18 protein-coding genes are annotated in these 19,640 nt (G+C 69.2%); 10 read left to right on the forward strand and 8 right to left on the reverse strand.

The window, feature by feature from the left end; genetic code table 11:
• Position 1: 1 nt before the first annotated feature.
• The 4 genes from QN239_RS13520 (at position 2) to QN239_RS13535 (ending at position 5,072) form a co-directional block, all read left to right on the forward strand.
• Positions 2–730, forward strand: a complete 729-nt coding sequence (locus tag QN239_RS13520) for a potassium channel family protein (RefSeq protein ID WP_499011003.1) — start codon at positions 2–4, stop codon at positions 728–730.
• Positions 731–746: 16 nt separating this feature from the next.
• Complete coding sequence (locus QN239_RS13525) at positions 747–1,817, forward strand: NAD(P)H-dependent amine dehydrogenase family protein (protein ID WP_499011005.1); 1,071 nt, start codon at positions 747–749, stop codon at positions 1,815–1,817.
• Positions 1,818–1,888: 71 nt separating this feature from the next.
• The gene (locus tag QN239_RS13530) at positions 1,889–3,523 is read left to right on the forward strand and encodes an Hsp70 family protein (protein WP_499011007.1); all 1,635 of its coding nucleotides are present in this window, start codon (positions 1,889–1,891) and stop codon (positions 3,521–3,523) included.
• Positions 3,524–3,533: 10 nt separating this feature from the next.
• A complete protein-coding gene (locus QN239_RS13535) occupies positions 3,534–5,072 on the forward strand; it encodes an acetolactate synthase large subunit (protein ID WP_499011008.1) in 1,539 nt (512 codons plus the stop codon).
• Here QN239_RS13535 and QN239_RS13540 read toward each other — a convergent pair.
• Positions 5,069–6,163: a class I SAM-dependent methyltransferase gene (locus QN239_RS13540; protein ID WP_499011010.1), complete on the reverse strand. Its 1,095-nt coding sequence runs from the start codon at positions 6,161–6,163 to the stop codon at positions 5,069–5,071. The genes QN239_RS13535 and QN239_RS13540 overlap by 4 nt on opposite strands.
• A gap of 59 nt (positions 6,164–6,222) precedes the next feature.
• Between QN239_RS13540 and QN239_RS13545 the strand changes: the two genes are divergently transcribed.
• On the forward strand, positions 6,223–6,939 hold the full coding sequence (locus QN239_RS13545; RefSeq protein ID WP_499011011.1) for an SHOCT domain-containing protein: 717 nt from the start codon (positions 6,223–6,225) through the stop codon (positions 6,937–6,939).
• On the opposite strand, the gene QN239_RS13550 is transcribed toward QN239_RS13545, so the two are convergent.
• From QN239_RS13550 to QN239_RS13560, 3 genes are all read right to left on the reverse strand, one after another.
• The gene (locus QN239_RS13550; RefSeq protein ID WP_499011013.1) at positions 6,936–8,297 is read right to left on the reverse strand and encodes a styrene monooxygenase/indole monooxygenase family protein; all 1,362 of its coding nucleotides are present in this window, start codon (positions 8,295–8,297) and stop codon (positions 6,936–6,938) included. The genes QN239_RS13545 and QN239_RS13550 overlap by 4 nt on opposite strands.
• Before the next feature lie 121 nt (positions 8,298–8,418).
• Positions 8,419–9,039, reverse strand: a complete 621-nt coding sequence (locus QN239_RS13555) for an MBL fold metallo-hydrolase (RefSeq protein WP_499011014.1) — start codon at positions 9,037–9,039, stop codon at positions 8,419–8,421.
• A complete protein-coding gene (locus QN239_RS13560; protein WP_499011016.1) occupies positions 9,036–10,121 on the reverse strand; it encodes an S-(hydroxymethyl)mycothiol dehydrogenase in 1,086 nt (361 codons plus the stop codon). Before QN239_RS13560 ends, QN239_RS13555 begins: the two co-directional genes overlap by 4 nt.
• 115 nt (positions 10,122–10,236) lie before the next feature.
• Between QN239_RS13560 and QN239_RS13565 the strand changes: the two genes are divergently transcribed.
• The 3 genes from QN239_RS13565 (at position 10,237) to QN239_RS13575 (ending at position 12,555) form a co-directional block, all read left to right on the forward strand.
• The gene (locus tag QN239_RS13565; RefSeq protein ID WP_499011017.1) at positions 10,237–11,085 is read left to right on the forward strand and encodes a chemotaxis protein CheY; all 849 of its coding nucleotides are present in this window, start codon (positions 10,237–10,239) and stop codon (positions 11,083–11,085) included.
• Positions 11,086–11,106: 21 nt separating this feature from the next.
• The gene (locus tag QN239_RS13570) at positions 11,107–11,931 is read left to right on the forward strand and encodes a serine hydrolase domain-containing protein (RefSeq protein WP_499011019.1); all 825 of its coding nucleotides are present in this window, start codon (positions 11,107–11,109) and stop codon (positions 11,929–11,931) included.
• A 111-nt stretch (positions 11,932–12,042) separates the two neighbouring features.
• A complete protein-coding gene (locus QN239_RS13575) occupies positions 12,043–12,555 on the forward strand; it encodes a DUF3145 domain-containing protein (protein WP_090353990.1) in 513 nt (170 codons plus the stop codon).
• Here QN239_RS13575 and QN239_RS13580 read toward each other — a convergent pair.
• Genes QN239_RS13580 through QN239_RS13595 form a run of 4 tightly spaced genes read right to left on the reverse strand, consistent with a single transcriptional unit; the run spans position 12,552 to position 17,528 of the window.
• A complete protein-coding gene (locus QN239_RS13580; protein WP_499011020.1) occupies positions 12,552–14,000 on the reverse strand; it encodes a flavin-containing monooxygenase in 1,449 nt (482 codons plus the stop codon). The genes QN239_RS13575 and QN239_RS13580 overlap by 4 nt on opposite strands.
• A gap of 54 nt (positions 14,001–14,054) precedes the next feature.
• Positions 14,055–15,002, reverse strand: coding sequence for a methyltransferase regulatory domain-containing protein (locus QN239_RS13585; RefSeq protein ID WP_499011021.1), 948 nt, complete (start codon positions 15,000–15,002; stop codon positions 14,055–14,057).
• Between the two features lie 58 nt (positions 15,003–15,060).
• Positions 15,061–15,951, reverse strand: a complete 891-nt coding sequence (locus QN239_RS13590; protein WP_499011022.1) for a diacylglycerol kinase — start codon at positions 15,949–15,951, stop codon at positions 15,061–15,063.
• Positions 15,948–17,528, reverse strand: coding sequence for an FAD-binding oxidoreductase (locus tag QN239_RS13595; RefSeq protein WP_499016745.1), 1,581 nt, complete (start codon positions 17,526–17,528; stop codon positions 15,948–15,950). Before QN239_RS13595 ends, QN239_RS13590 begins: the two co-directional genes overlap by 4 nt.
• Before the next feature lie 20 nt (positions 17,529–17,548).
• Between QN239_RS13595 and QN239_RS13600 the strand changes: the two genes are divergently transcribed.
• Both QN239_RS13600 and QN239_RS13605 read left to right on the forward strand, forming a co-directional pair.
• Positions 17,549–18,133, forward strand: a complete 585-nt coding sequence (locus tag QN239_RS13600) for a TetR/AcrR family transcriptional regulator (protein WP_499011024.1) — start codon at positions 17,549–17,551, stop codon at positions 18,131–18,133.
• Positions 18,130–19,638, forward strand: a complete 1,509-nt coding sequence (locus tag QN239_RS13605; protein WP_499011026.1) for a glycerol-3-phosphate dehydrogenase/oxidase — start codon at positions 18,130–18,132, stop codon at positions 19,636–19,638. Before QN239_RS13600 ends, QN239_RS13605 begins: the two co-directional genes overlap by 4 nt.
• The last annotated feature ends 2 nt before the right edge of the window (positions 19,639–19,640 follow it).

A 19,640-nucleotide genomic window follows, 5' to 3' on the forward strand; every position in this document is an offset into this window, starting at 1 on the left:
GATGTCTGATCAAACCCGGCTGGAGCGCTTCGAACAGCGGACCGAATGGCTGATGGCCGCCGTGGCGCTGATGTTCCTCGGCTGCTATTCGGTGCAGGTGCTCGCGGAGCCGCACGGCTTCTCCGACATGGCGATGCGGGCCGTGATGGCCGGTCTGTATCTGGTCTTCGTCGCCGACTATCTGGCGCGCTTCTACCTTGCCGAACCGCGCGGTCGGTGGTTCCTGCGCAACCTCGTCGACCTCGCGATCGTCGTGCTGCCGATGTTCCGCCCACTGCGCCTGCTGAGCCTGGCGGTGGTGCTGGAGGTATTGCAGCGCGCCGTCGGCCACAGCATCCGGGGCCGGGTCGCGACGTACACCGCGGGCGGGGTGGTGATGATCGTCTACGCCGCGTCCTTGGCCGTCCTCGACGTGGAACGTCATGCGCCCCACGCCCAGATCACCTCATTCGGCGACGCGGTGTGGTGGGCGGTCAGTACGGTGACCACCGTCGGCTACGGCGACCTGACGCCGGTGACCTCGAGTGGGCGGTTGATCGCCGTCGCGCTGATGATCGCCGGGATCAGCCTGCTCGGTGTCGTCACCGCGACGCTCGCGTCGTGGATCGTGGAGAAGGTGGCTGAGGAGGACACCGCCAGCCAGGCGGCGACCGCCGCGCATATCGAGGAACTCCGCGAGGAGATCCGCAAGCTGCGCGACGCGATGCGCAGCGACGCCGATGGACGGTGATTGGAGAGGACGCGCGATGAAGCGAATCGTGGTGTGGGGTACCGGTTTCGTCGGCAGCATGGTGATCGCGGAGATCGTCAAGCACCCGTTGTTCGAACTCGTCGGGGTCGGGGTGAGCAACCCGGAAAAAGTGGGTCGCGATGTCGGCGAGATCTGCGGCCTGGACACCCCGATCGGGCTGACCGCCACCGACGATGTCGATGCGCTGATCGCACTGGCACCCGACGCGCTGGTGCACTACGGACCGACCGCCGCGCAGGCCGACGCCAATATCGACCTCATCACCCGTTTCCTGCGGGCCGGTATCGACGTGTGCTCGACGGCGATGACACCGTGGGTGTGGCCGCACATGCGGCTCAACCCGCCGTCGTGGATCACGCCGATCGACGAGGCGTGCGCGGCCGGCGCGGCATCGTGTTTCACCACCGGGATCGATCCCGGATTCGCCAACGACCTGTTCCCGATGACCCTGATGGGTCTGTGTTCCGAAGTACGCACGGTGCGGGCGTCCGAACTGCTCGATTACACCAACTACACCGGTGACTACGAATTCGAGATGGGCATCGGCAAGTCACCGGACTACACACCGCTGCTGGAACACCGCGACATCCTCGTCATGTCCTGGGGTGCCACGGTGCCGATGATCGCCCATGCGGCGGGCATCACCCTGGACGAGATCACCACCACCTGGGAGAAGTGGGTGACCCCCGAGGACCGCAAGTCCGCCAAGGGGATCATCCAGGCCGGTAACGTCGCGGCGGTCCGATTCACCATCAACGGCCGATACCGCGGTGAGACTCGTATCCAGCTCGAGCACGTCAACCGGATCGGCCTCGACGCGGCACCGGACTGGCCGACGGGTAACGACAACGACGTCTACCGGGTGGACATCGAGGGCACGCCCAGCATCTCGCAGGAGACCGCGTTCCGGTTCACCGACGGCTCCGGTCGTGATGCGGCGGCCGCGGGTTGTCTGGCAACCGGTCTGCGCGCGCTCAACGCCGTTCCTGCGGTGAATGCGCTGCCGCCGGGTTGGGTCACGGCGCTGGACCTTCCGCTGATTCCAGGGGCTGGCACCATCCGCTGACCAGCACCGAGTAACGCTGTCCCGGCAAATCCGGATGGACAACCCGATAGGGTTTGCCGAAGGCAGGTGTGATGACGGAGTCGGTTGGGCTGTCGGTGGGTGCCACCAATCTGGCGGCGGTGGCGGTGGGTCGGGCCGCGGTGACGCGGCCGGCCGTGCTGACGCGCGAGCGGGGCCCGGTGTTCACCGATTTCGTGGACCGTGTCGGCGACCCGGTGGGATTGGTGGCCGCCGACGGATCCACCCACCGCGCGGAGGCGGTGCTCACCGAGGCCCTGCGCGCCCTGCGTGCGGCGGTCCCCGCCGGCGGGCACACCGGTATCAGTCACCCGGCGCACTGGCAGGACCGACAGGTCGACGCGCTGCGGGCCGCGCTGGCCGCTGCCCCTGAACTGCGTACCGCACCGCTGTTCTCCGATGCCGGCACGGCACTGACCGCGTTGGCCGACAATCCGGGGTTGCCGGCGCGCGGGGTGGTGGTGCTCTGCGACTTCGGCGGCACGGGCACCAGCATCACGGTGGCCGATGCCGCCAATGGTTATCAGCCGATCGCCCCGACGGTCCGCCACCCCGAGTTCTCCGGCACGCTGATCGACCAGATGTTGCTCACCCAGGTGCTCGCCGGCGTGCCCGGCGCGGTCGATGCGGCCGGAACATCGGCGATCGGCTCGTTGACCCGGCTGCGGATGGCATGCCGGACGGCCAAGGAACAGCTCTCCGGTGCCGCAGCGGCCTCGGTCGCGGTGGATCTGCCCGGCCATCGCACCCAGGTGCGGATCACCAGGGACGAGCTGGACGCGGGGCTGCGCGCACCGTTGGCCGACTTTCTCGCGGTCCTGCAGGACACGTTGCAACGCAGCGGGATCCGGTCGGCCGATGTGGTGGCCGTGGCCTCGGTAGGCGGTGGTGCGCGCATTCCCGCGGTCACGGCGGCCCTGTCCGAACGGTTCCGGGCGCCGGTGGTGACGATGCCGCAGCCCGAGCTGGCGGCCGCGATCGGGGCCGGGATCCGCGCCGCCCGCGGACCCGCCGATGACGGCGCGACCGCGGTGGCACCCCTGGCGGCGATGGCGGCGCCGGTGGGCGACCCGGCGATGTCGAGCACGTTCCGCGCCTTGGCCTGGTCCCAGGACACCGACGAAATTCCCGACCCGGAGCCGTTCGTGGTCGATAACCCGATCCCGCCCAGGCCCGAGGTGCATTTCACCGACCGTGAGGAACCGGCTGCCGAACCGGATCCCTGGTACCGGCGGCCCGCGCTGCTGCTGGGCACCGGGGCCGCCGTCGTGCTGGCGGTGTGTGTGGCCGCGGTCGTCTTCGTGATGCGCACCGATCAGGCGCAGACGCCCGCTCCCCAGACCACGACGGCTACGGCGACGGCGAACCCGGCCACGCAGTCGGCGGCCCCGGCGGAGCCGACGCCCGCGGAGGTGCCCGCGCCGGCGACCGAGGTGCCGGAGCAGACCCGGACCGTCACCCGGCAGGCGCCGGTCACGCAGGAGCCGCTGCAATCCGGCACCGAGACGCCGGCGCCGGAGACCACCAGTGCGGCCCCGCCGCCGCCGGCACTGTCACCCGAGCCGACCACCGAGACGCCGGTGACGCAGCCGCCGTTCATCCCGACGATCCCGACCATTCCGCCGATCCCCACGATCCCCGGCCTGCCGGCGTTCATTCCGCAACCGGGGCAAGCGCTTCCACACTAGGGTGGAGCCGGTGAACACCGGTGCCGATGTGGTGATCGGCCGATTGCTGGCCGGCGGAGTCGAGGTCTGTTTCGCCAATCCCGGAACCTCGGAGATGCATTTCGTGGCGGCGCTCGATCACACCCCCGCGATGCGCGCGGTGCTGTGCCTGTTCGAGGGGGTGGCCACCGGCGCCGCCGACGGTTACGCCCGGATCACCGGCACACCGGCGGCCACGTTGCTTCATCTGGGTCCGGGGTTGGCCAACGGCCTGGCGAATCTGCACAACGCGCGGCGCGCGCACAGCCCGGTGGTCAACATCGTCGGGGATCACGCCACGTATCACAAGGAGTTCGACGCGCCGTTGGAATCCGATATCGAGGCGCTGGCCCGGTGGCCGGAAGGTCTGGTGTTCCGGCCCGCCGCCGCGGATGCCCTGGCGGTGTCGGTGGATGAGGCGATCGCGGCCGCGGTGGGGCCGCCCGGGCGGGTGGCCACCGTGATCCTGCCCGCCGACTATTCCTGGAGTACCGCCGAGGTTCCGATCGACACGGCACCCGAGGCGCCGGTCGGGGACGACGTCGTGGCCGATATCGAGCCGGTGGTCGAACTACTGCGGAACAACGGTCCCGGCACCGCGTTGCTGCTCGGGGGTGCGGCGACCACGGAGGCCGGACTCGTTGCAGCGGCACGTATTTCGGCCGCGATCGGGGCCAGGGCGCTGGTCGAGACATTCCCGGCGAGGTTGACTCGCGGGGCCGGTGTCCCACCGATCGAACGGCTGGGCTACCTGGCCGAGCAAGCCGAGCAACAGCTGTCCGGTCTCACCCACCTGATCTTGGTGGGCGCCCGTTCTCCGGTCGCGTTCTTCGCCTATCCGGGTAAGGCGAGCGGACTGGTTCCCCTCGGCACTCAGATCCACACCGTGGAACCGGCCGACCTGGACCGGCTCGCCGACGCGCTCGCCGCACCCGCGCTCCCGCCCGCCGTGCAGCAGCCACCGGCGTTGCCCAGCGGCCCGCTCAACGTCGCCAACTGGGTGCAGGTTATCGGGGCGCTGCTCCCCGAGAATGCCGTCATCGTCGACGAGGCGAACACCAGTGGGGTGCTGCTGCCCGCGGCGACCGCGGCGTCCCCGCGTCACGACGTGCTCACGTTGACCGGCGGCGCGATCGGGCAGGGACTGCCGGTGGCGGTCGGGGCCGCGGTCGCCGCCCTGGACCGGCCGGTCGTCGCCCTACAAGCCGACGGCAGTGCGCTGTATACGATTTCGGCGCTGTGGACGATGGCGCGTGAACGGCTCGACATCACCGTGGTGATCCTGAACAACCATGCCTACGCGATCCTGCAGCTGGAGCTGGCGCGGGTGGGGTCGGCGGCCACCGGGCCGCAGTCACGGTCGCTGCTGGATCTGGGCAATCCGGATATCGACTTCGTCGCCCTCGCAACAGGATTCGGCGTGCCCGCCAGCCGCGCGAGCACCGCCGAGGAACTGGCCGACCAGTTCCGGGCCGCGGTGGCCGAACCCGGACCGCATCTCATCGATGCGGCGATTCCCGCCTGGGGCTAGTACGACTTCGGCCGCTTGTGCAGCACCACCACGGCCAGCGGGATCTGGATCTGCTCGGGTGCCGCCGCCAGCCGGGCCGCGACGCCGGCCTCCAGCGCGTCGGCGAAGACCGGCCGGCGGTCCGCCGGTAGCACCCCGGTCAACGCCGGGAACACCGCCGCTCGCATGAACGCCGCCCACTCCGCACCGAAATGCCGTGCATCGCCGTCGATCTGGTACTGACGCCAGAACCGGTCCTCGGCGTCGAACACTTCGAGATGCTCGATCGCGAGTTGTTCCAGGCGGCCGGACGGAGCGAACGGCGAGTGGAAGTCGGCGGCGCGCCGGCCGGCGATGGGGATGTTCATCCGGCTCAGCTCGGCATCGGTGATCACGCCGCGGGCCGCCAGTTCGGTCAGTTCGGCCATCAACGCCTGCAGCACCGGCCGGTAACCGAACTCGCCGTCCTCGGAGACGGCCATGGTGAGCACCACCGCGCGCCCGCCCGGACACAGCTCACGGCCGCGGAACGCCACGAATTCATGCCAGTCGAACGCCGCCTGCTTCTGGTGTGCCGCGCGCACCTCCGCGTCGGCGCTGAAGGACGCGTGGATGTGATCGGGTACCGGGGCGGGCACCCGGCCCAGCCACAGCACCGACCAGGCCGACCAGCCCAGGTTCACGCTGTTGGACGGGATGATCTGGGCGTAGTACGACCGCCCGACCGCCGAGGCGTACGCGGCGGGGTCCTTCTTCAGGTAGCTGTCCGGATCCTCGGCGAGGATGTGGAACAGCGCACTGAAGTCGTTGTCGGGGACGTCGGTGTGCGTCACCATGATCGAGTGCTCGGTTCGGGTCCGCTGACGCAGGACCGCGATGGCGGCGGAGATCGGCAGCAGCGAGTTGTGCCCGTTGGCCGCGCCGTAGTCGGCCAGCACGATGGGCCGAGGGGCAGCGGGGACGGGTACCACCTGGGCGGCTTGCTCGAACAGGGTGATGGCCTGTTTCAGGCCGGCCGCCTGCAGCCGGGAGCCGGCGGTATAGAACGCACTTCCCGGTGGAATCGGTCGCACCACCACACTGGACTCGCGGCTCGAACTGGACACCTTCATGACGGTAGTACGCCGTCGCGGTACGCACCTCCGGACAGCGGACATGACACACTTCGCCCATGAGTGCCGCGACTGTGCCGAAACTCCTCACCGCGATCTCGGTGGTGACCATGATCGTGTCGGGTATCGCGTTCGTCGTGGCGCTGGTGCTCAACGCGTTCGTACTGGACAAGTACGACGCCTATGGCGAGGTGCCGATCCCAGGGCGCAGCACGCTGCACCTTCCGGCAGGTGACGTCAACATCAGCTTTCACACCCAGATCATCGGCAGTACCAGCGGCGGTGGACTGCCGATCCCGAACCTGCGCTTGCGTGCCGACCCGCCGGCCGGCGTGCCAGAGCCCGTCGTGACCGAGAACATCGGCGCGACCACCACGGTCAACAACGATGCGCGGGTACGGGTGTGGGTGGCCAAGATCGCCGAGGAAGGCGACTACCGCATCACCACCGAGGGCAATGTCAGTGCGTTCATCAGCCCGCGGCTGGCCTTCGGGCACGGCAGCCCGGTGCCCCACCTGCCCTGGTGGGCCGCCGCGGTGTTCGGCGTGGCCGTGGTGGACCTGATCATCGCGCGGGTGTGGGCCGCCAAGGTTGGCCGCCGCCCTGTACCGGTCGGCCCGGTGCCCTCCTTCACCATCGACGCGAGTCCCAGCTTCACACCCACCGACGACGGCGTCCGTATTCAGCAGCTCAAAACGCTTGCCGCCCTCCGTGATTCCGGCGCGCTGACGAAGGACGAATTCGAATCCGAGAAACGCCGGCTACTGGGCTCTTAGACCGCGCTCAACGCCAGCCCGGAGCGCTGGAACCTCCCTGCCGGCGCGAAGCGGGCCAACAGCTCATCGGCGGGTTCACCCGCGAAGTCGGTGATCAGCTGTTTGGCCGTAGCCTCGGAGGTCACGCTTTCGAACGGGCGTGGATCATCCAGCAGGCCAAACAGTTTCGACGCGAATCGGGCACTCCCGCTGGCCGCGGCGAAGAACAGGCTGCCGTATGCGGACAGTTCCGGATCGGCCAGGAACAACCGGGTCACCAGTTGGGCGGCGCGTGCCCGATGGTCGTAGAACTCTTCGAACGCCGCGTTCAGCCAGGCCGTGTCGAACGGCCCGTCGTGTGCGGCGGCCTTGCGCACCAGCGCCGCCGACTGCACGAGACCGCCCTGGGCGCCCTGGCCGGCGATCGGGTCGAACGCCACCGCGGTGTCACCGAGCGCGGCCACCGGGTGACCACTCGCGGTGTGCCCGACCGCGGTCCGCACCAGCTGGGTGACGGCTCCGGTCAGCCAGGAATGCGGATCCTCGTCGATGACCCGCAGGGCGGACACCTCGGGCAGATCCCAGTCGATGTAGTCGCGGTGCAGCTCGGTGGTGACCTGCAGTGCGGACTCGGCGCTGGTCACCGTGGCGAACCGGCGTTCCCAGTCGCTGCCGGGCCGGGCCCAGCCCAGGAAGGCCCAGGTCGGCCCCGCGTCCTTGTGCAGGTAAGGCCCCCACCAGGATTCGCCCTGATCGGTGACGACGGTGAACGCGTTGTGCGCCCCGCCGGCGGTGCTGCGGTGGGCGAAGGCCTCCGGGCCATGCGGCAACCCGGTGACGGTGAATGCCAACAGGCTGCGTTGGGGTGCGTCGTACACCGTGCGCGCGGGATCGATGGGAAACAGTGACGACAGCCCGCCGCGCCCAGTGGCCACCAGGGTCAGGTCGGCTTTGGCGGCAATGGCATCGAGGCCTTCCGGATCGACCGGCTGCACCACGAACCGGCCGCCGCGCTGCTGGAACAGGGTGAGCCGGTCGTCGGCCTTGAGCCGGGTGTCGACTGCCACCCCGCGGGCACCGTCGAACCAGCCGTCGAACGCGACTTCCTCCGCGCCCTCGTTGAGGACCCGCACGCTCTGTCCGGTGGACAGTGGAGCGGTGGCCAGGTACGTGTTGAGCCCAAGACTCTCCTCGGCGCGCTGTGCTTCCCCGAAGATCAGCGCGGTGCCGCTGGCCGGGATGCCGTCGCGCAACTGGGCCTGTTCCCGCTCGCTGTAGAGGGTGACGTCAAATCCGTTGTCCAGCAACCCCAGTGCCGCGGTCACGCCGGTCTGACCGGCGCCGATGATCGCTGCAGAACGTCCACTCGATGTCGTCATGCCATGACTATCGGTGGACCGTCGGCGTGTCGGTAGGGACTCGCTCAGCGTGATCGCAAAGGTCAGTGGCCGGGCTGTTGGGCCACAGCCCTCCGCACTGCTCGTTCCTCGCAGCGCTACGTCAGTGGCCGCGCGCCACCCATTCGTCGTAGTGCACCAGTTCGCCACCGATGGTGGTGGTGTCGCCGTGCCCGGTGTAGACGACGGTCTCATCCGGCAGGGTGCCCAGCTTCTTGCTGATGGATTCCAGGATGGTGGGAAAGCTGGAATACGAGCGTCCGGTGGCGCCGGGGCCGCCCTGGAACAGGGTGTCTCCGGAGATGACGGCATTGAGGGCCGGCGCTGACCAGCACACCGATCCGGGGGAGTGCCCGGGAGTGTGCAGGGCGTGCAGCTCGATACCGCCGGCGGTCAGCACCAGGCCGTCGTCCACGCTGTGGAATTCCTTGTCCGGGTGAATCTCCCGCCACAGCATCTCGTCGGCCGGGTGCAGGAACACCGGGGCGTCGAGGGTCTTGCCCAGTTCGGGGGCCACGGTGATGTGGTCGTTGTGGCCGTGGGTGCAGATGACGGCGACGACGTTGCGCCCACCCACGGCCTGCACGATCGGCGCGGCGGTGTGGGCGGCGTCGAAGACGATGACGTCTGAGTCGTCACCGACGAGCCAGATGTTGTTGTCGACGTCCCAGGTGCCGCCGTCGAGGCTGAAGGTGCCGCTGGTCACGACCCGTTGCACGCTCACAGGATGACGACCGATCGGAGTACCTCGCCGGCGTGCATCTTGTGGAAGGCGTCTTCGATGGCGTCGAGCCCGATGCGTTCGGAGACGAACTTCTCCAGGGGCAGGCGGCCTTGGCGGTACAGCGAGATGAGGGTGGGGAAGTCGCGTTCGGGTAGGCAGTCGCCGTACCAGGAGGATTTCAGCGACCCGCCGCGGGAGAAGAAGTCCACCAGCGGGATCTGCAGGGTCATGTCGGGGGTGGGGACGCCGACCAGGACGACGGTGCCGGCCAGGTCGCGGGCGTAGAAGGCTTGTTTCCAGGTTTCGGGGCGTCCGACGGCGTCGATGACGACGTCGGCGCCGAACCCGTCGGTGAGGTCCTGGATGGTGGCGATGGGGTCGAGTTCTTTGGCGTTGATGGTGTGGGTGGCGCCGAAGCTTCTGGCCCAGTCCAGTTTCCGGTTGTCGGTGTCCACGGCGATGATGGTGCGGGCCCCGACCAGGGCGGCCCCGGCGATGGCGGCGTCCCCGACGCCGCCGCAGCCGATGACGGCCACGGTGTCATCGCGGCCGATATTGCCGGTGTTGATGGCCGCGCCCAGGCCGGCCATCACGCCGCAGCCGAGCAGCCCGGCCACGGCGGGGTCGGCTTCGGGGTCGACTTTGGTGCACTGGCCTTGGTGGACGAGGGTTTTGTCGGCGAAGGCGCCGATACCGAGGGCGGGGGTCAGTTCGGTGCCGTCGGTCAGGGTCATTTTCTGGGTGGCGTTGAAGGTGTCGAAGCACAGGTGGGGGCGGCCGCGTTTGCAGGCCCGGCATTCTCCGCAGACTGCGCGCCAGTTGAGGATGACGAAGTCGCCGACGGCGACGTGGGTGACACCCGGGCCGATGGATTCGACGGTGCCGGCGGCTTCGTGTCCGAGGAGGAAGGGATAGGAGTCGTTGATGCCGCCTTCGCGGTAGGTCAGGTCGGTGTGGCAGACGCCGCAGGCGATGATGTCGACCACCACTTCGCCGGGTCCCGGGTCGGGGATGATGATGTCGACCAACTCGACGGGCTGCTTCTTGGACCGGGAAATCACACCGCGCACTGTCTGAGGCATGCGTATAACCTAATGCCTCCGCCAAAAAATGGAATGGTGTCCAAACAAATGTCCGGTTGCCGGCGGGAAGCGTGAAGGCGACACCGCGGCGCAGCTCGGCGAGTTACCGTGGGACATGGCGTCACACTCGTTGTCGGCAGGTCACGGAGCCGACCTCCTCGTCATTGCCCGCGCGGCGTTCCGGCGCAGCGATTGGCACACGAGTTACGAGACCTTCGCGCGTGTCGAGGGCGTGCAGACCCTGGCGGTCGACGACCTGGCGGCCTACGCCTGCGCCGCATGGCGGCAGGGTCACGGCCGGGAAGCCGTCCGAATCAACGAGCGGGTGCACGCCATGCTGGTGCGCACCGATCCGGTGCAGGCCGCGGTCAAGGCCGCCGAGCTGGGGTTGGCCTGGCTGGCCCGCGGGCACGTCGCCGTCGCCGAAGACTGGGCAGACCGCGCCGCCCTTCTCCTCGCCGGAACTCCGGAGAGCGCCGCCCACGGTTATGTCGCCTATCTCACCGTCGTGCTGGCGTCCGACGACGACGCCGTCGCGGCCTTGCACGCGATCGCGGGTCGCGCCGCCGACCCGGCGTTGTCCGCGCTGGCGGGTGCCGCCGAGGGTATCGCGGCCTTGGACCAGGGGCGTCACGCCGAGGGATACGCCCTCCTCGACGAGGCACTGCTGCCGGTGCTGGACGAGCGGCTGCCGATGGAATGGGCGGGCGACGTGTACCGGCGTGCGCTGCTCCTTGCTCGGGGGCACGCCGACGCCGCCCGGCTGCGGGCCTGGTCGGAGTCGATGCAGCGCTGGAGTGAGGCCACCGATGCCGCCGCCTACCGCGCCATCTGCAACGTGCTGCGCGCCGGCCTGAACGCCGAGCTGCCCGCGAGCCGGGTCATGGACCTGCGCCGGGTGATCGCGGAGGTCGATGCCGCGGTGGCCGGTCTGCTGGAGGATCTGCTGGTCGCGACCCGCTGACGCCCGGCTAGATTGGCGCGGGTGAGCGCCCTCGACGCCCTGTCCGACTGGCCGGTGCCCGCCGCTGCCGCCGCGGTGGTGGGACCGTCCGGCATCCTCGCCGTCCACGGGGACGACCGCCATCCCTTCCGGCTGGCATCGGTGACCAAGCTGCTCGTCGCCCGCGCGGCGCAGATCGCCGTGGAGGAGGGTGCCTTCGAACTCGACACCCCGGCCGGCCCACCCGGGGCGACGGTGCGGCATCTGCTGGCGCACGCCTCCGGGGTGGCGATGCACAGTGCAGACGTGCTCGCGACGCCCGGAACCCGCCGGATCTACTCCAACTACGGGTTCACGCTGCTGGCGGCGGCGTTGCAGGAGGCCACCGGGATCGAGTTCGACGCCTACCTGCGCGAAGCGGTGTTCGAACCGCTCGCCATGGTCGACTCGGAGCTGGACGGCGGGGCCGAGGCCGCCGGGTACGGCGGGCGGTCCACGGTGGCAGACCTGGCGGTGTTCGCCCGGGAGCTGCTGCGGCCCGCGCTGGTGTCCGCGTCCATGCACGAAGCCGCGGTGACGGTGCAGTTCCCCGGCCTGGCCGGGGTGCTCCCCGGGTTCGGGTCACAGCGGCCCAACGACTGGGGGCTGGGGTTCGAGATCCGGGACGGCAAGTCTCCACACTGGACCGGAGCCCGCAATTCGGTGCGCACCTTCGGGCATTTCGGGCAGTCAGGCACGTTCCTCTGGGTCGATCCCGACGTTGACCTCGCGCTCGTGGTGCTGACCGACCGCGATTTCGGCGACTGGACCTACCCGCTGTGGCCGGCAATCTCTGATGAGGTCCTGAGAGAATTCGCAGCACACTAGCGCAACTGTGGCCCCACAAGGCACAATAGACACGCACGAAACAACTGCATCGCTTTGGTAACACCAGGTCGTTGGGGAAGACGTCCCTAGTGGAAGCCGAAGGAGCAGATGATGCGTGCGTCGAACCAGTTCGCCGATGCGACGACTGGCGTGGTTTACGTTCACGCCTCGCCCGCGGCGGTATGCCCACACGTGGAGTGGGCCCTTTCGTCGACCCTGTCGGCGCGGGCGAACCTGAAATGGACGCCCCAACCGGCCATGCCGGGGCAGCTTCGTGCTGTCACGAATTGGATCGGACCGGTCGGTACCGGCGCGCAGCTGGCCAACGCCCTGCGGTCGTGGTCGGTGCTGCGGTTCGAGGTCACCGAGGATCCCAGTGAGGGCGTCGACGGACACCGCTGGTGCCACACCCCGCAACTCGGTCTGTGGAGCGGTGCGATGAGCGCCAACGGCGACGTCATCGTCGGGGAGCAGCGTCTGCGCACGCTGATGGCCTCCGGCGCCGACACGCTGGCCGCCGAACTGGACACCGTGCTGGGCACCGCATGGGACGAATCGCTGGAGCCCTACCGCGGTGGCGGCGACACCGGCGAGATGACCTGGCTCAACAGGGGAGTCGGCTAACTGACCCGGTAGTGCGCCGGGTCGGGTTCGGCCAACATCCGGGTGAGCGTGGCGCGGTCGAACGGCCACAGGTCGATGGTGCCCGCCTCGGTGAGATACCAGGAATTGCATCCGGTGTTCCACACGGTGGGGCCGATCGCGTCGGCGACCGCAGCATTGAACTCGTCGGTGGCCTCCTCGGTGACTTCCACCTCGGTGATCTCGCCGTCGCGGAACCGCGTGAGCCAGGCCACGATATAGCGGGCCGTCGTCTCCGCCGAGTACTGCAGGGGAATCGATCCGGTCGGTGAGTTCGGGCCCAGCACCGTGAACAGGTTCGGGAACCCGGGGATCGCCGTCATCCGGTAGGCACGCGGACCCTTCACCCAGGCCTCGTCGAGGGTGATCCCGTCGCGCCCCACGATCGACATCGGCCGCATGTAGTGGTGCGCGTGAAACCCGGTGGCCAGCACCACCACATCGACCTCGTGGTGCGCGCCCTCGGCGGTGCGGATACCGGTCGGGGTCATCTCGGTGATCGGATCACTCACCAGCAGGGCGTTGGGCCGGGTGATCGCGCGGTAATAGCTACCCGACACCACCTGGCGTTTGCACAGCGGCTGGTAGTCGGGGGTCAACGTGGCCCGCAGGTGTGGATCGCGGATCTGGGCCCGCAGGCTCAGCCGCGCGTAGGCCTGCACGGCGCGACGACGCCACGACGGCGTGGTCACGACATCGGCGAGGATGTTGGACATCCACTGCAGGCGGTCGAAGGTGAAGGCGTGCAACGCCGGCCAGCGCCGCAGTGCCGCCGTCAGTGCCCGAGGTTGGCGTAGCCACATCGGCGCCCACAGGATCCACTGCGGTGAACGGGCGAAGTGCAGTACCGCGGCGGCCTCGGGTTGCAACGTCGAGACCACCTGCACCCCGGTCGAACCCGTGCCGATCACGGCGACACGCTTGCCGCTGGTCTGGACGTCGGGATCCCATCGCGCGGTGTGCACCACCGGGCCGCCGAACCGGTCCATGCCGGGGATATCGGGGATGAACGGGTGGTGCAGCACCCCGGTGGCGCACACCACGAAATCGGCGGTCATGGTGTCGCCGCCGGAGGTGGTGAGCTGCCAGCTGCCGTCCTGGTAATGCGCCGCGGTGATCTCGGTGTTCAGCCGCAGGTGTGCGGCCAGCCCGAAGCGGTCGACGATCTCGCGGTGATAGCGCTGGATATCGGGACCGGTGGCCCACAGATGGCTCCACGCCGGATTCGGCGCGAAACCGAATTGATAGATCTGCGAGGGCACATCGCAGGTGAGGCCCGGATAGCGATTCCAGTGCCAGACGCCCCCGACGTCGGAGCCCTTCTCCACCAGGGTGAAATCGGTGAAACCGGCCTGGTGGAACGTATGCGCGGCAGCGATCCCGGCCATCCCGGCACCGATGATGACGATACGGACTCTGCGGGTCATCGGGCCTACCTTTCCGATGCCGACGGTATCCGAAAGGTGGGCCGATACGATGCGCTACCTGATGAACACGCCCGGGGTAGTCGGATCGCCGGTGGGCGCAACGGAATTCAGTCGATAGCGGACGAGTCCGCGTACGAGCAGCATCTGCAACAACGTGTCGATGCGGGTCTGCAGGTCCGCCGGCACGTCCAGCCCGGCCGCGGCGAGGCGGTCCCGGGTCGACGCGGTGAGTTCGGGCCAGGCCACCGTGTACGGCCACCGCACCGACAGCACGTCGATGGCGGCTTTCACGCCGTGATCATTGGTGTAGATCTGCTGGGTGCCGGGCGCCCCGTAATGCTGGGTCGAATGGTCGAACCGGGTGAACCCGTCGGTCACCGGGAGGCTGGTGGCGAAGTGCAGCGCCGGGAATCGATCCGGGCCGATGTCGTAGCGGATCTGCGCGGCGCGATGCGCATGCACCAACAGCGACTGCCGAAACGTGCGGTGGCGCACGAAATCCAGGCACTGCTCCAGTTCGAGCTGGCTCTGGCATTCGTCGATCAGTTCCTGGGCGGTGTCCTCGTGATGGTCGGCGGCGTACATCGTCTCGGCTCGGGCGTCGGCCAGGTACACCAGGTCGTAGGTGTCCAGATGCTCCACGAAATCGACGAAATAGCAGCCGGGTTGGAGGTGATAGCTGACAAAGGCCACGCCCTGTGGGGCCAGCGCCGTGCGAATGGTCGCGAGGAGGGCGTCGCGCATGCGTGCGGGCACCCCGCTGTAGACACCGTGGCAGATGACGAAATCGAACTGTCCCAGCGCAGCCAGATCCGCCGCCGAAGGCAGCAGATCCGCGGCGGCGGCGATCTCCAGAACGCGCGCGCCGGCCACCGGTGGCGGATCGACCCCGAAGAGATGCGCCACGGCGGCGAGATGGTCGGGTGACGTCGCCGGGCGGACCGAGGAACCGTATGGGGCCTCGTCGTCGTCGGCGCGCCACCGTCGCGTGGCTGAGTTCACGACATCCTCCTGTCCTGGCAGGAGATCGTTGCACGCGTGGCTGGCAACCACCCGGAAGTTAGCTGCGGAGCAGCTTCAGTGCGTGCGGCACCGCCGACACCGTCACCGGCAGTGGACAGGCGAAGTCGCCATCGGCATATGCGTTGATGCCGGGGGAGTCGACCACCACGGCGGCCGCCCGCTTGGTGGTGACCTCGGGGAGATTGACGTGGGTGCCCTTGAAGACGGTGGGGAACAGCCGGATCAGTTTGGTGCGCGACGCGGAGTGCACCATCGTGACGTCGAGCAAGCCGTCGGTCGGGTCGGCCCCCGGGCAGATGAGCATGCCGCCGCCGTAGCTGCGGGTGTTGCCGAACGCGGCCAGGGTGAGTTCGGTGACGACCTCCGGCCCGTCGTCGAAGGTGAGCCGGAACGGCAGCAGCCGCAGCCGGGACAGCTCCGCGACCATGGCGACGTTGTAGCGCATCCGGCCGTGCGGCCAGCTCATCCGGTTCGTGCGGTCGCTGACCAGCGAATCGAAGCCCGCCGCCATCACCGTTCCGAACCACGTGACCGCACCCGTGGCATCGACGATGCGGCCCAGATCGATGGTCTGCGTCTTTCCTTCGGCCACCACGTCGGCGGCCGCCTCGGGATCGCCTGTGGGGATGCGGAATTCGCGGGCATGGTCGTTGCCGGTACCCGCCGGGATGATCCCCAGCGGGACGTCACCGAGGGCCAGCGCCTGCAGCGCCACCGAGATGATGCCGTCGCCGCCGACCACGACGAGCGCGTCGGTGCCGCGGGCGAGTTCGTCGTCGACGAGCCGGCGGGCGTGCGTGGCGTCGGTGCCGACGATCTCGCACACGTTGATCCCGCGCTGCTGGAATCGTGCGATCGCGCGCTCGGCGGCATGTGGTGCGTTGCCGTGTCCCGACGCGGGGTTGGTCAGGACGGTGATCCTGTTCACGGAATCAGCTTGCCGGGGTTGAGGATTCCCGCGGGGTCGAGCACCGCCTTCACCGCACGCAGCACCTCCACGCCCAGATCGCCGATCTCGTCGCGCATCCACGGGCGGTGGTCGGCGCCGACCGCGTGATGGTGGGTGATGGTCGCACCGGTGCGGACCATCGCCTCCGACGCTGCGGTCTTGGCCTTGCTCCACTGTGCGATCGGGTTGCCGCGCTGGGCGGCCACGACGGTGAAGTACAGCGAGGCTCCGGTGGGGTACACGTGCGAAATGTGGCACATCACCAGCGCCGGCGTGCCGGATTCGGCCAGTGCACCGGTCAGGGCGTCGGTGACCGCCTCCTTCAGCGCGGGGATGTTCGACCACGAGGTGGCGGTCTCCAGCGTCTCGCACAGCGCACCGGCCGCCAGCAGGGAATCCCGCAGGTAGGGGGCTCCGAAGCGGCCGTGCTCCCACGCCCGGGCCGGGGCCTCGCCCAGCGAGGTGCCACCGAGGGCGGCCAGCACCGCACGGGTCTCGTCGTGCCGGCTCTCGGTGTGCGCCGCCGAGCCTTCGAACACCGTGATCGCCAGGCATCCGCCGGTCACGCGCTGCTCCCCGATGCTCTCGGTGGTGGCCAGGTTCACCCCGGTCTCCACCTCGTCGGACAGCCGGATCACCGTCGGGCCGGTTCCGGTCTGGGTCACCGCACGCAACGCGGCAGCACCGGTGGCGAAATCCGGGAACGACCACGCTTCGTAGCGGGTGGTCTCGGGCACCGGGTGCACCCGGACCCGGACGGCGGTGATGATCCCGAAGACGCCTTCGGAACCGACGATGAGCTGGCGCAGATCGGGTCCGGCCGCCGAGGCCGGGGCCCGGCCGAGGTCGAGCACACCGGCCGGCGTGACGGCGCGCAGACCGCGGACCATATCGTCGAAGCGGCCGTAGCCGGCCGAGTCCTGGCCCGAGGACCGGGTGGCGGCGAACCCGCCGATGGTGGCGAATTGGAAACTCTGCGGGAAGTGGCCGAGGGAGAAGCCGTGCTCGGCGAGCAGCCGTTCGGCGTCGGGTCCGGTGACGCCGGCCTGCAGCACCGCCTCGCCGGAGATCTCGTCGACGCTGAGCAGCCGGTCCAACCGGCGCAGATCCAGCGACACCACCGCGGCCAAGTCGCCGCGCTCCGGGTCGAGGCCGCCCACCACGCTGGTGCCGCCGCCGAACGGGACGACGGCGATGCGCTGCCTCGCGCAGTACTCCAGAATCGCCGCGATCTCCTCTTCGGAACCTGGCAGCAGCACCGCGTCGGGGGCATCTTGAACGCCGGTCTCCTTGCGCCGCAACAAGTCCAGAGTGGATTTGCCGCCGGCCCGCAGGAGCCGGTCGTGGTCGTCCACGCGGCAGTGGCCGGCGCCGACGCTGGCTTCCAGCGATGCGCGATCGGCGGGCGTCAGCCGGGACGGGCGGAGCTTCACCTGCTCGGCGGTGATGTCGGCAGTGTCCGATTCCTCGATGCCCAGCGCCTGCTTGAGCAGGGCCCGGATCCCGTCGGACAACGGTTTGGCCGCTGCGGGATCGCCCCAGGCATTCCACTTCATCATGCGTTACAGTATTACACATGATGTCAATCAGTAACGACGACGGCGGTGAATCGCTGGCCGACCGGATCCTGGATGCCGCCGCCAGTTGTGTGCTGGCGTTCGGCATCGAACGGGTGACTCTTGCCGAGATCGCCCGCCGCGCCGGCGTGAGCCGACCGACCGTCTACCGGCGCTGGCCCGACACCCAGTCGATCCTGGCCGCGTTGCTGACCGCCCGGGTCACCCGGGTGCTGGTGGACGTGGGCGAGCGCGGGGTGGGGCGCGCCGACCTGGTGGCTCGGATGGTGGCGGTGGCGCAGCGGCTGCGCCAGGACGAGATCGTGATGTCGGTGCTGCACACCGCGCCCGAGCTGGCCATGGTGTACATCGCCGAGCGCCTGGGCACCAGCCAGCAGATCCTGATCGACGCGCTCGCCGGTCAGCTCAAGCTGGCCCAGGAGCACGGCAGCGTGCGCGCCGGCGATCCCCGGCAGCTGGCCGCCATGTGCCTGCTGATCACCCAGTCGGCGGTGCAGTCCGCGCAGATGGTCGCCCCGATCCTGGACGCCGAGGCGCTGGCCGTCGAACTCCAACACGCCCTGAACGGATACCTCAAGCCATGAGTACCGCACTCAACGCCGCGCGCCGCCGTGCCGAACTCGCCGCCCTCGCCGACACCGCACAGATCGACGTCGTCGTGATCGGCGGCGGTATCACCGGTGCCGGTATCGCACTCGATGCCGCCAGCCGTGGCCTGTCCGTGGTGCTGGTGGAGAAACACGATCTGGCCTTCGGTACCAGCCGGTGGAGTTCGAAGTTGGTGCACGGCGGCCTGCGTTACCTGGCGACCGGCAATGTGGGGATCGCCCGGCGTAGCGCCGTCGAACGCGGAATCCTGATGTCGCACAACGCCCCTCATCTGGTGAAGGCGATGCCGCAGCTGGTGCCGCTGTTGCCGTCGATGAGCCGGGCCTCCCGCGCGCTGGTGCGCGCCGGATTCGTGGCCGGGGACGGACTGCGCAAGCTGGCCGGTACGTCGGCCTCGATCCTGCCGCGGTCGCGCCGGGTGGACGCCGCCCGCACGGTACAGCTCGCCCCGACGGTGCGCCGCGACGGTCTCGACGGCGGTTTCCTGGCCTTCGACGGACAGCTGATCGACGACGCCCGGCTGGTCACCGCGGTCGCTCGCACCGCCGCCGGATATGGTGCCGTCATCCTGACCCGGGTGTCGGCGTCGGCGGCGACCGGGACCTCGGTCACGCTGACCGACGAACTCACCGGCGAAGCCTTCGGGCTCACCGCCCGCGCCGTCATCAATGCGGCCGGGGTCTGGGCGGGCGAGGTGGATCCGTCCCTGCGGCTGCGGCCCAGCCGGGGAACCCACCTGGTGTTCGACGCCGCAGCGTTCGGTAATCCCACTGCCGCCCTGACCATTCCGATTCCCGGTGAGCTGAACCGATTCGTCTTCGCGATGCCCGAACAACTCGGTCGGGTGTACCTCGGACTCACCGACGAGGAGGCGCCCGGGCCGATTCCCGATGTCCCGCAGGCGACCCCGCAGGAGATGACCTTCCTGCTCGACACGGTGAACACCGCGCTGCAGACCGCCTTGGGGCCCGGGGATGTGCTCGGTGCCTACGCCGGACTGCGCCCGCTGATCGATACCGGAGAAGGCCGGACCGCCGACGTCTCCCGCGAACACGCCGTCACCGAATCGTCGTCGGGGGTGATCAGCGTGATCGGCGGCAAGCTCACCGAATACCGCTATATGGCCGAAGACGTGCTGGACCGGGCCGTCGCGCTGCGCGGCCTCACGGCGGCACCGTGCCGGACCAGGAACCTGCCGCTGGTCGGCGCCACCCGGGAAGCCATTGCCGGACTGCCACATTCACTGGTCGCCCGGTTCGGCGCCGAAGCCGTGGAGGTGCTCGCCGGTGCGACCTGCGCCCAACCCGCCGAACCGGTCGCCGACGGCATCGACGTGCTGCGCGCGGAGTTCGAGTTCGCGGTGACCCACGAGGGCGCACTGACGGCCGAGGACATCCTGGATCGGCGGACCCGGATCGGATTGGTGGCGGCCGATCGCGAACGTGCGGCCGCCGTCGCGGCGGAGTTCCTCGCGAGCTGAAG

Source organism: Mycolicibacterium sp. Y3, from assembly GCF_051188035.1.
In the GTDB taxonomy this organism is placed as follows: domain Bacteria; phylum Actinomycetota; class Actinomycetes; order Mycobacteriales; family Mycobacteriaceae; genus Mycobacterium; species Mycobacterium fluoranthenivorans.

Coding starts and splice junctions, on each gene's coding strand:
- QN239_RS13520 (WP_499011003.1), top strand. CDS start 2: ATGTCTGATCAAACCCGGCTGGAGCGCTTCGAACAGCGGACCGAATGG.
- QN239_RS13525 (WP_499011005.1), top strand. CDS start 747: ATGAAGCGAATCGTGGTGTGGGGTACCGGTTTCGTCGGCAGCATGGTG.
- QN239_RS13530 (WP_499011007.1), top strand. CDS start 1,889: ATGACGGAGTCGGTTGGGCTGTCGGTGGGTGCCACCAATCTGGCGGCG.
- QN239_RS13540 (WP_499011010.1), bottom strand. CDS start 6,163: ATGAAGGTGTCCAGTTCGAGCCGCGAGTCCAGTGTGGTGGTGCGACCG.
- QN239_RS13545 (WP_499011011.1), top strand. CDS start 6,223: ATGAGTGCCGCGACTGTGCCGAAACTCCTCACCGCGATCTCGGTGGTG.
- QN239_RS13550 (WP_499011013.1), bottom strand. CDS start 8,297: ATGACGACATCGAGTGGACGTTCTGCAGCGATCATCGGCGCCGGTCAG.
- QN239_RS13560 (WP_499011016.1), bottom strand. CDS start 10,121: ATGCCTCAGACAGTGCGCGGTGTGATTTCCCGGTCCAAGAAGCAGCCC.
- QN239_RS13565 (WP_499011017.1), top strand. CDS start 10,237: ATGGCGTCACACTCGTTGTCGGCAGGTCACGGAGCCGACCTCCTCGTC.
- QN239_RS13575 (WP_090353990.1), top strand. CDS start 12,043: ATGCGTGCGTCGAACCAGTTCGCCGATGCGACGACTGGCGTGGTTTAC.
- QN239_RS13580 (WP_499011020.1), bottom strand. CDS start 14,000: ATGACCCGCAGAGTCCGTATCGTCATCATCGGTGCCGGGATGGCCGGG.
- QN239_RS13595 (WP_499016745.1), bottom strand. CDS start 17,528: ATGAAGTGGAATGCCTGGGGCGATCCCGCAGCGGCCAAACCGTTGTCC.
- QN239_RS13600 (WP_499011024.1), top strand. CDS start 17,549: ATGATGTCAATCAGTAACGACGACGGCGGTGAATCGCTGGCCGACCGG.
- QN239_RS13605 (WP_499011026.1), top strand. CDS start 18,130: ATGAGTACCGCACTCAACGCCGCGCGCCGCCGTGCCGAACTCGCCGCC.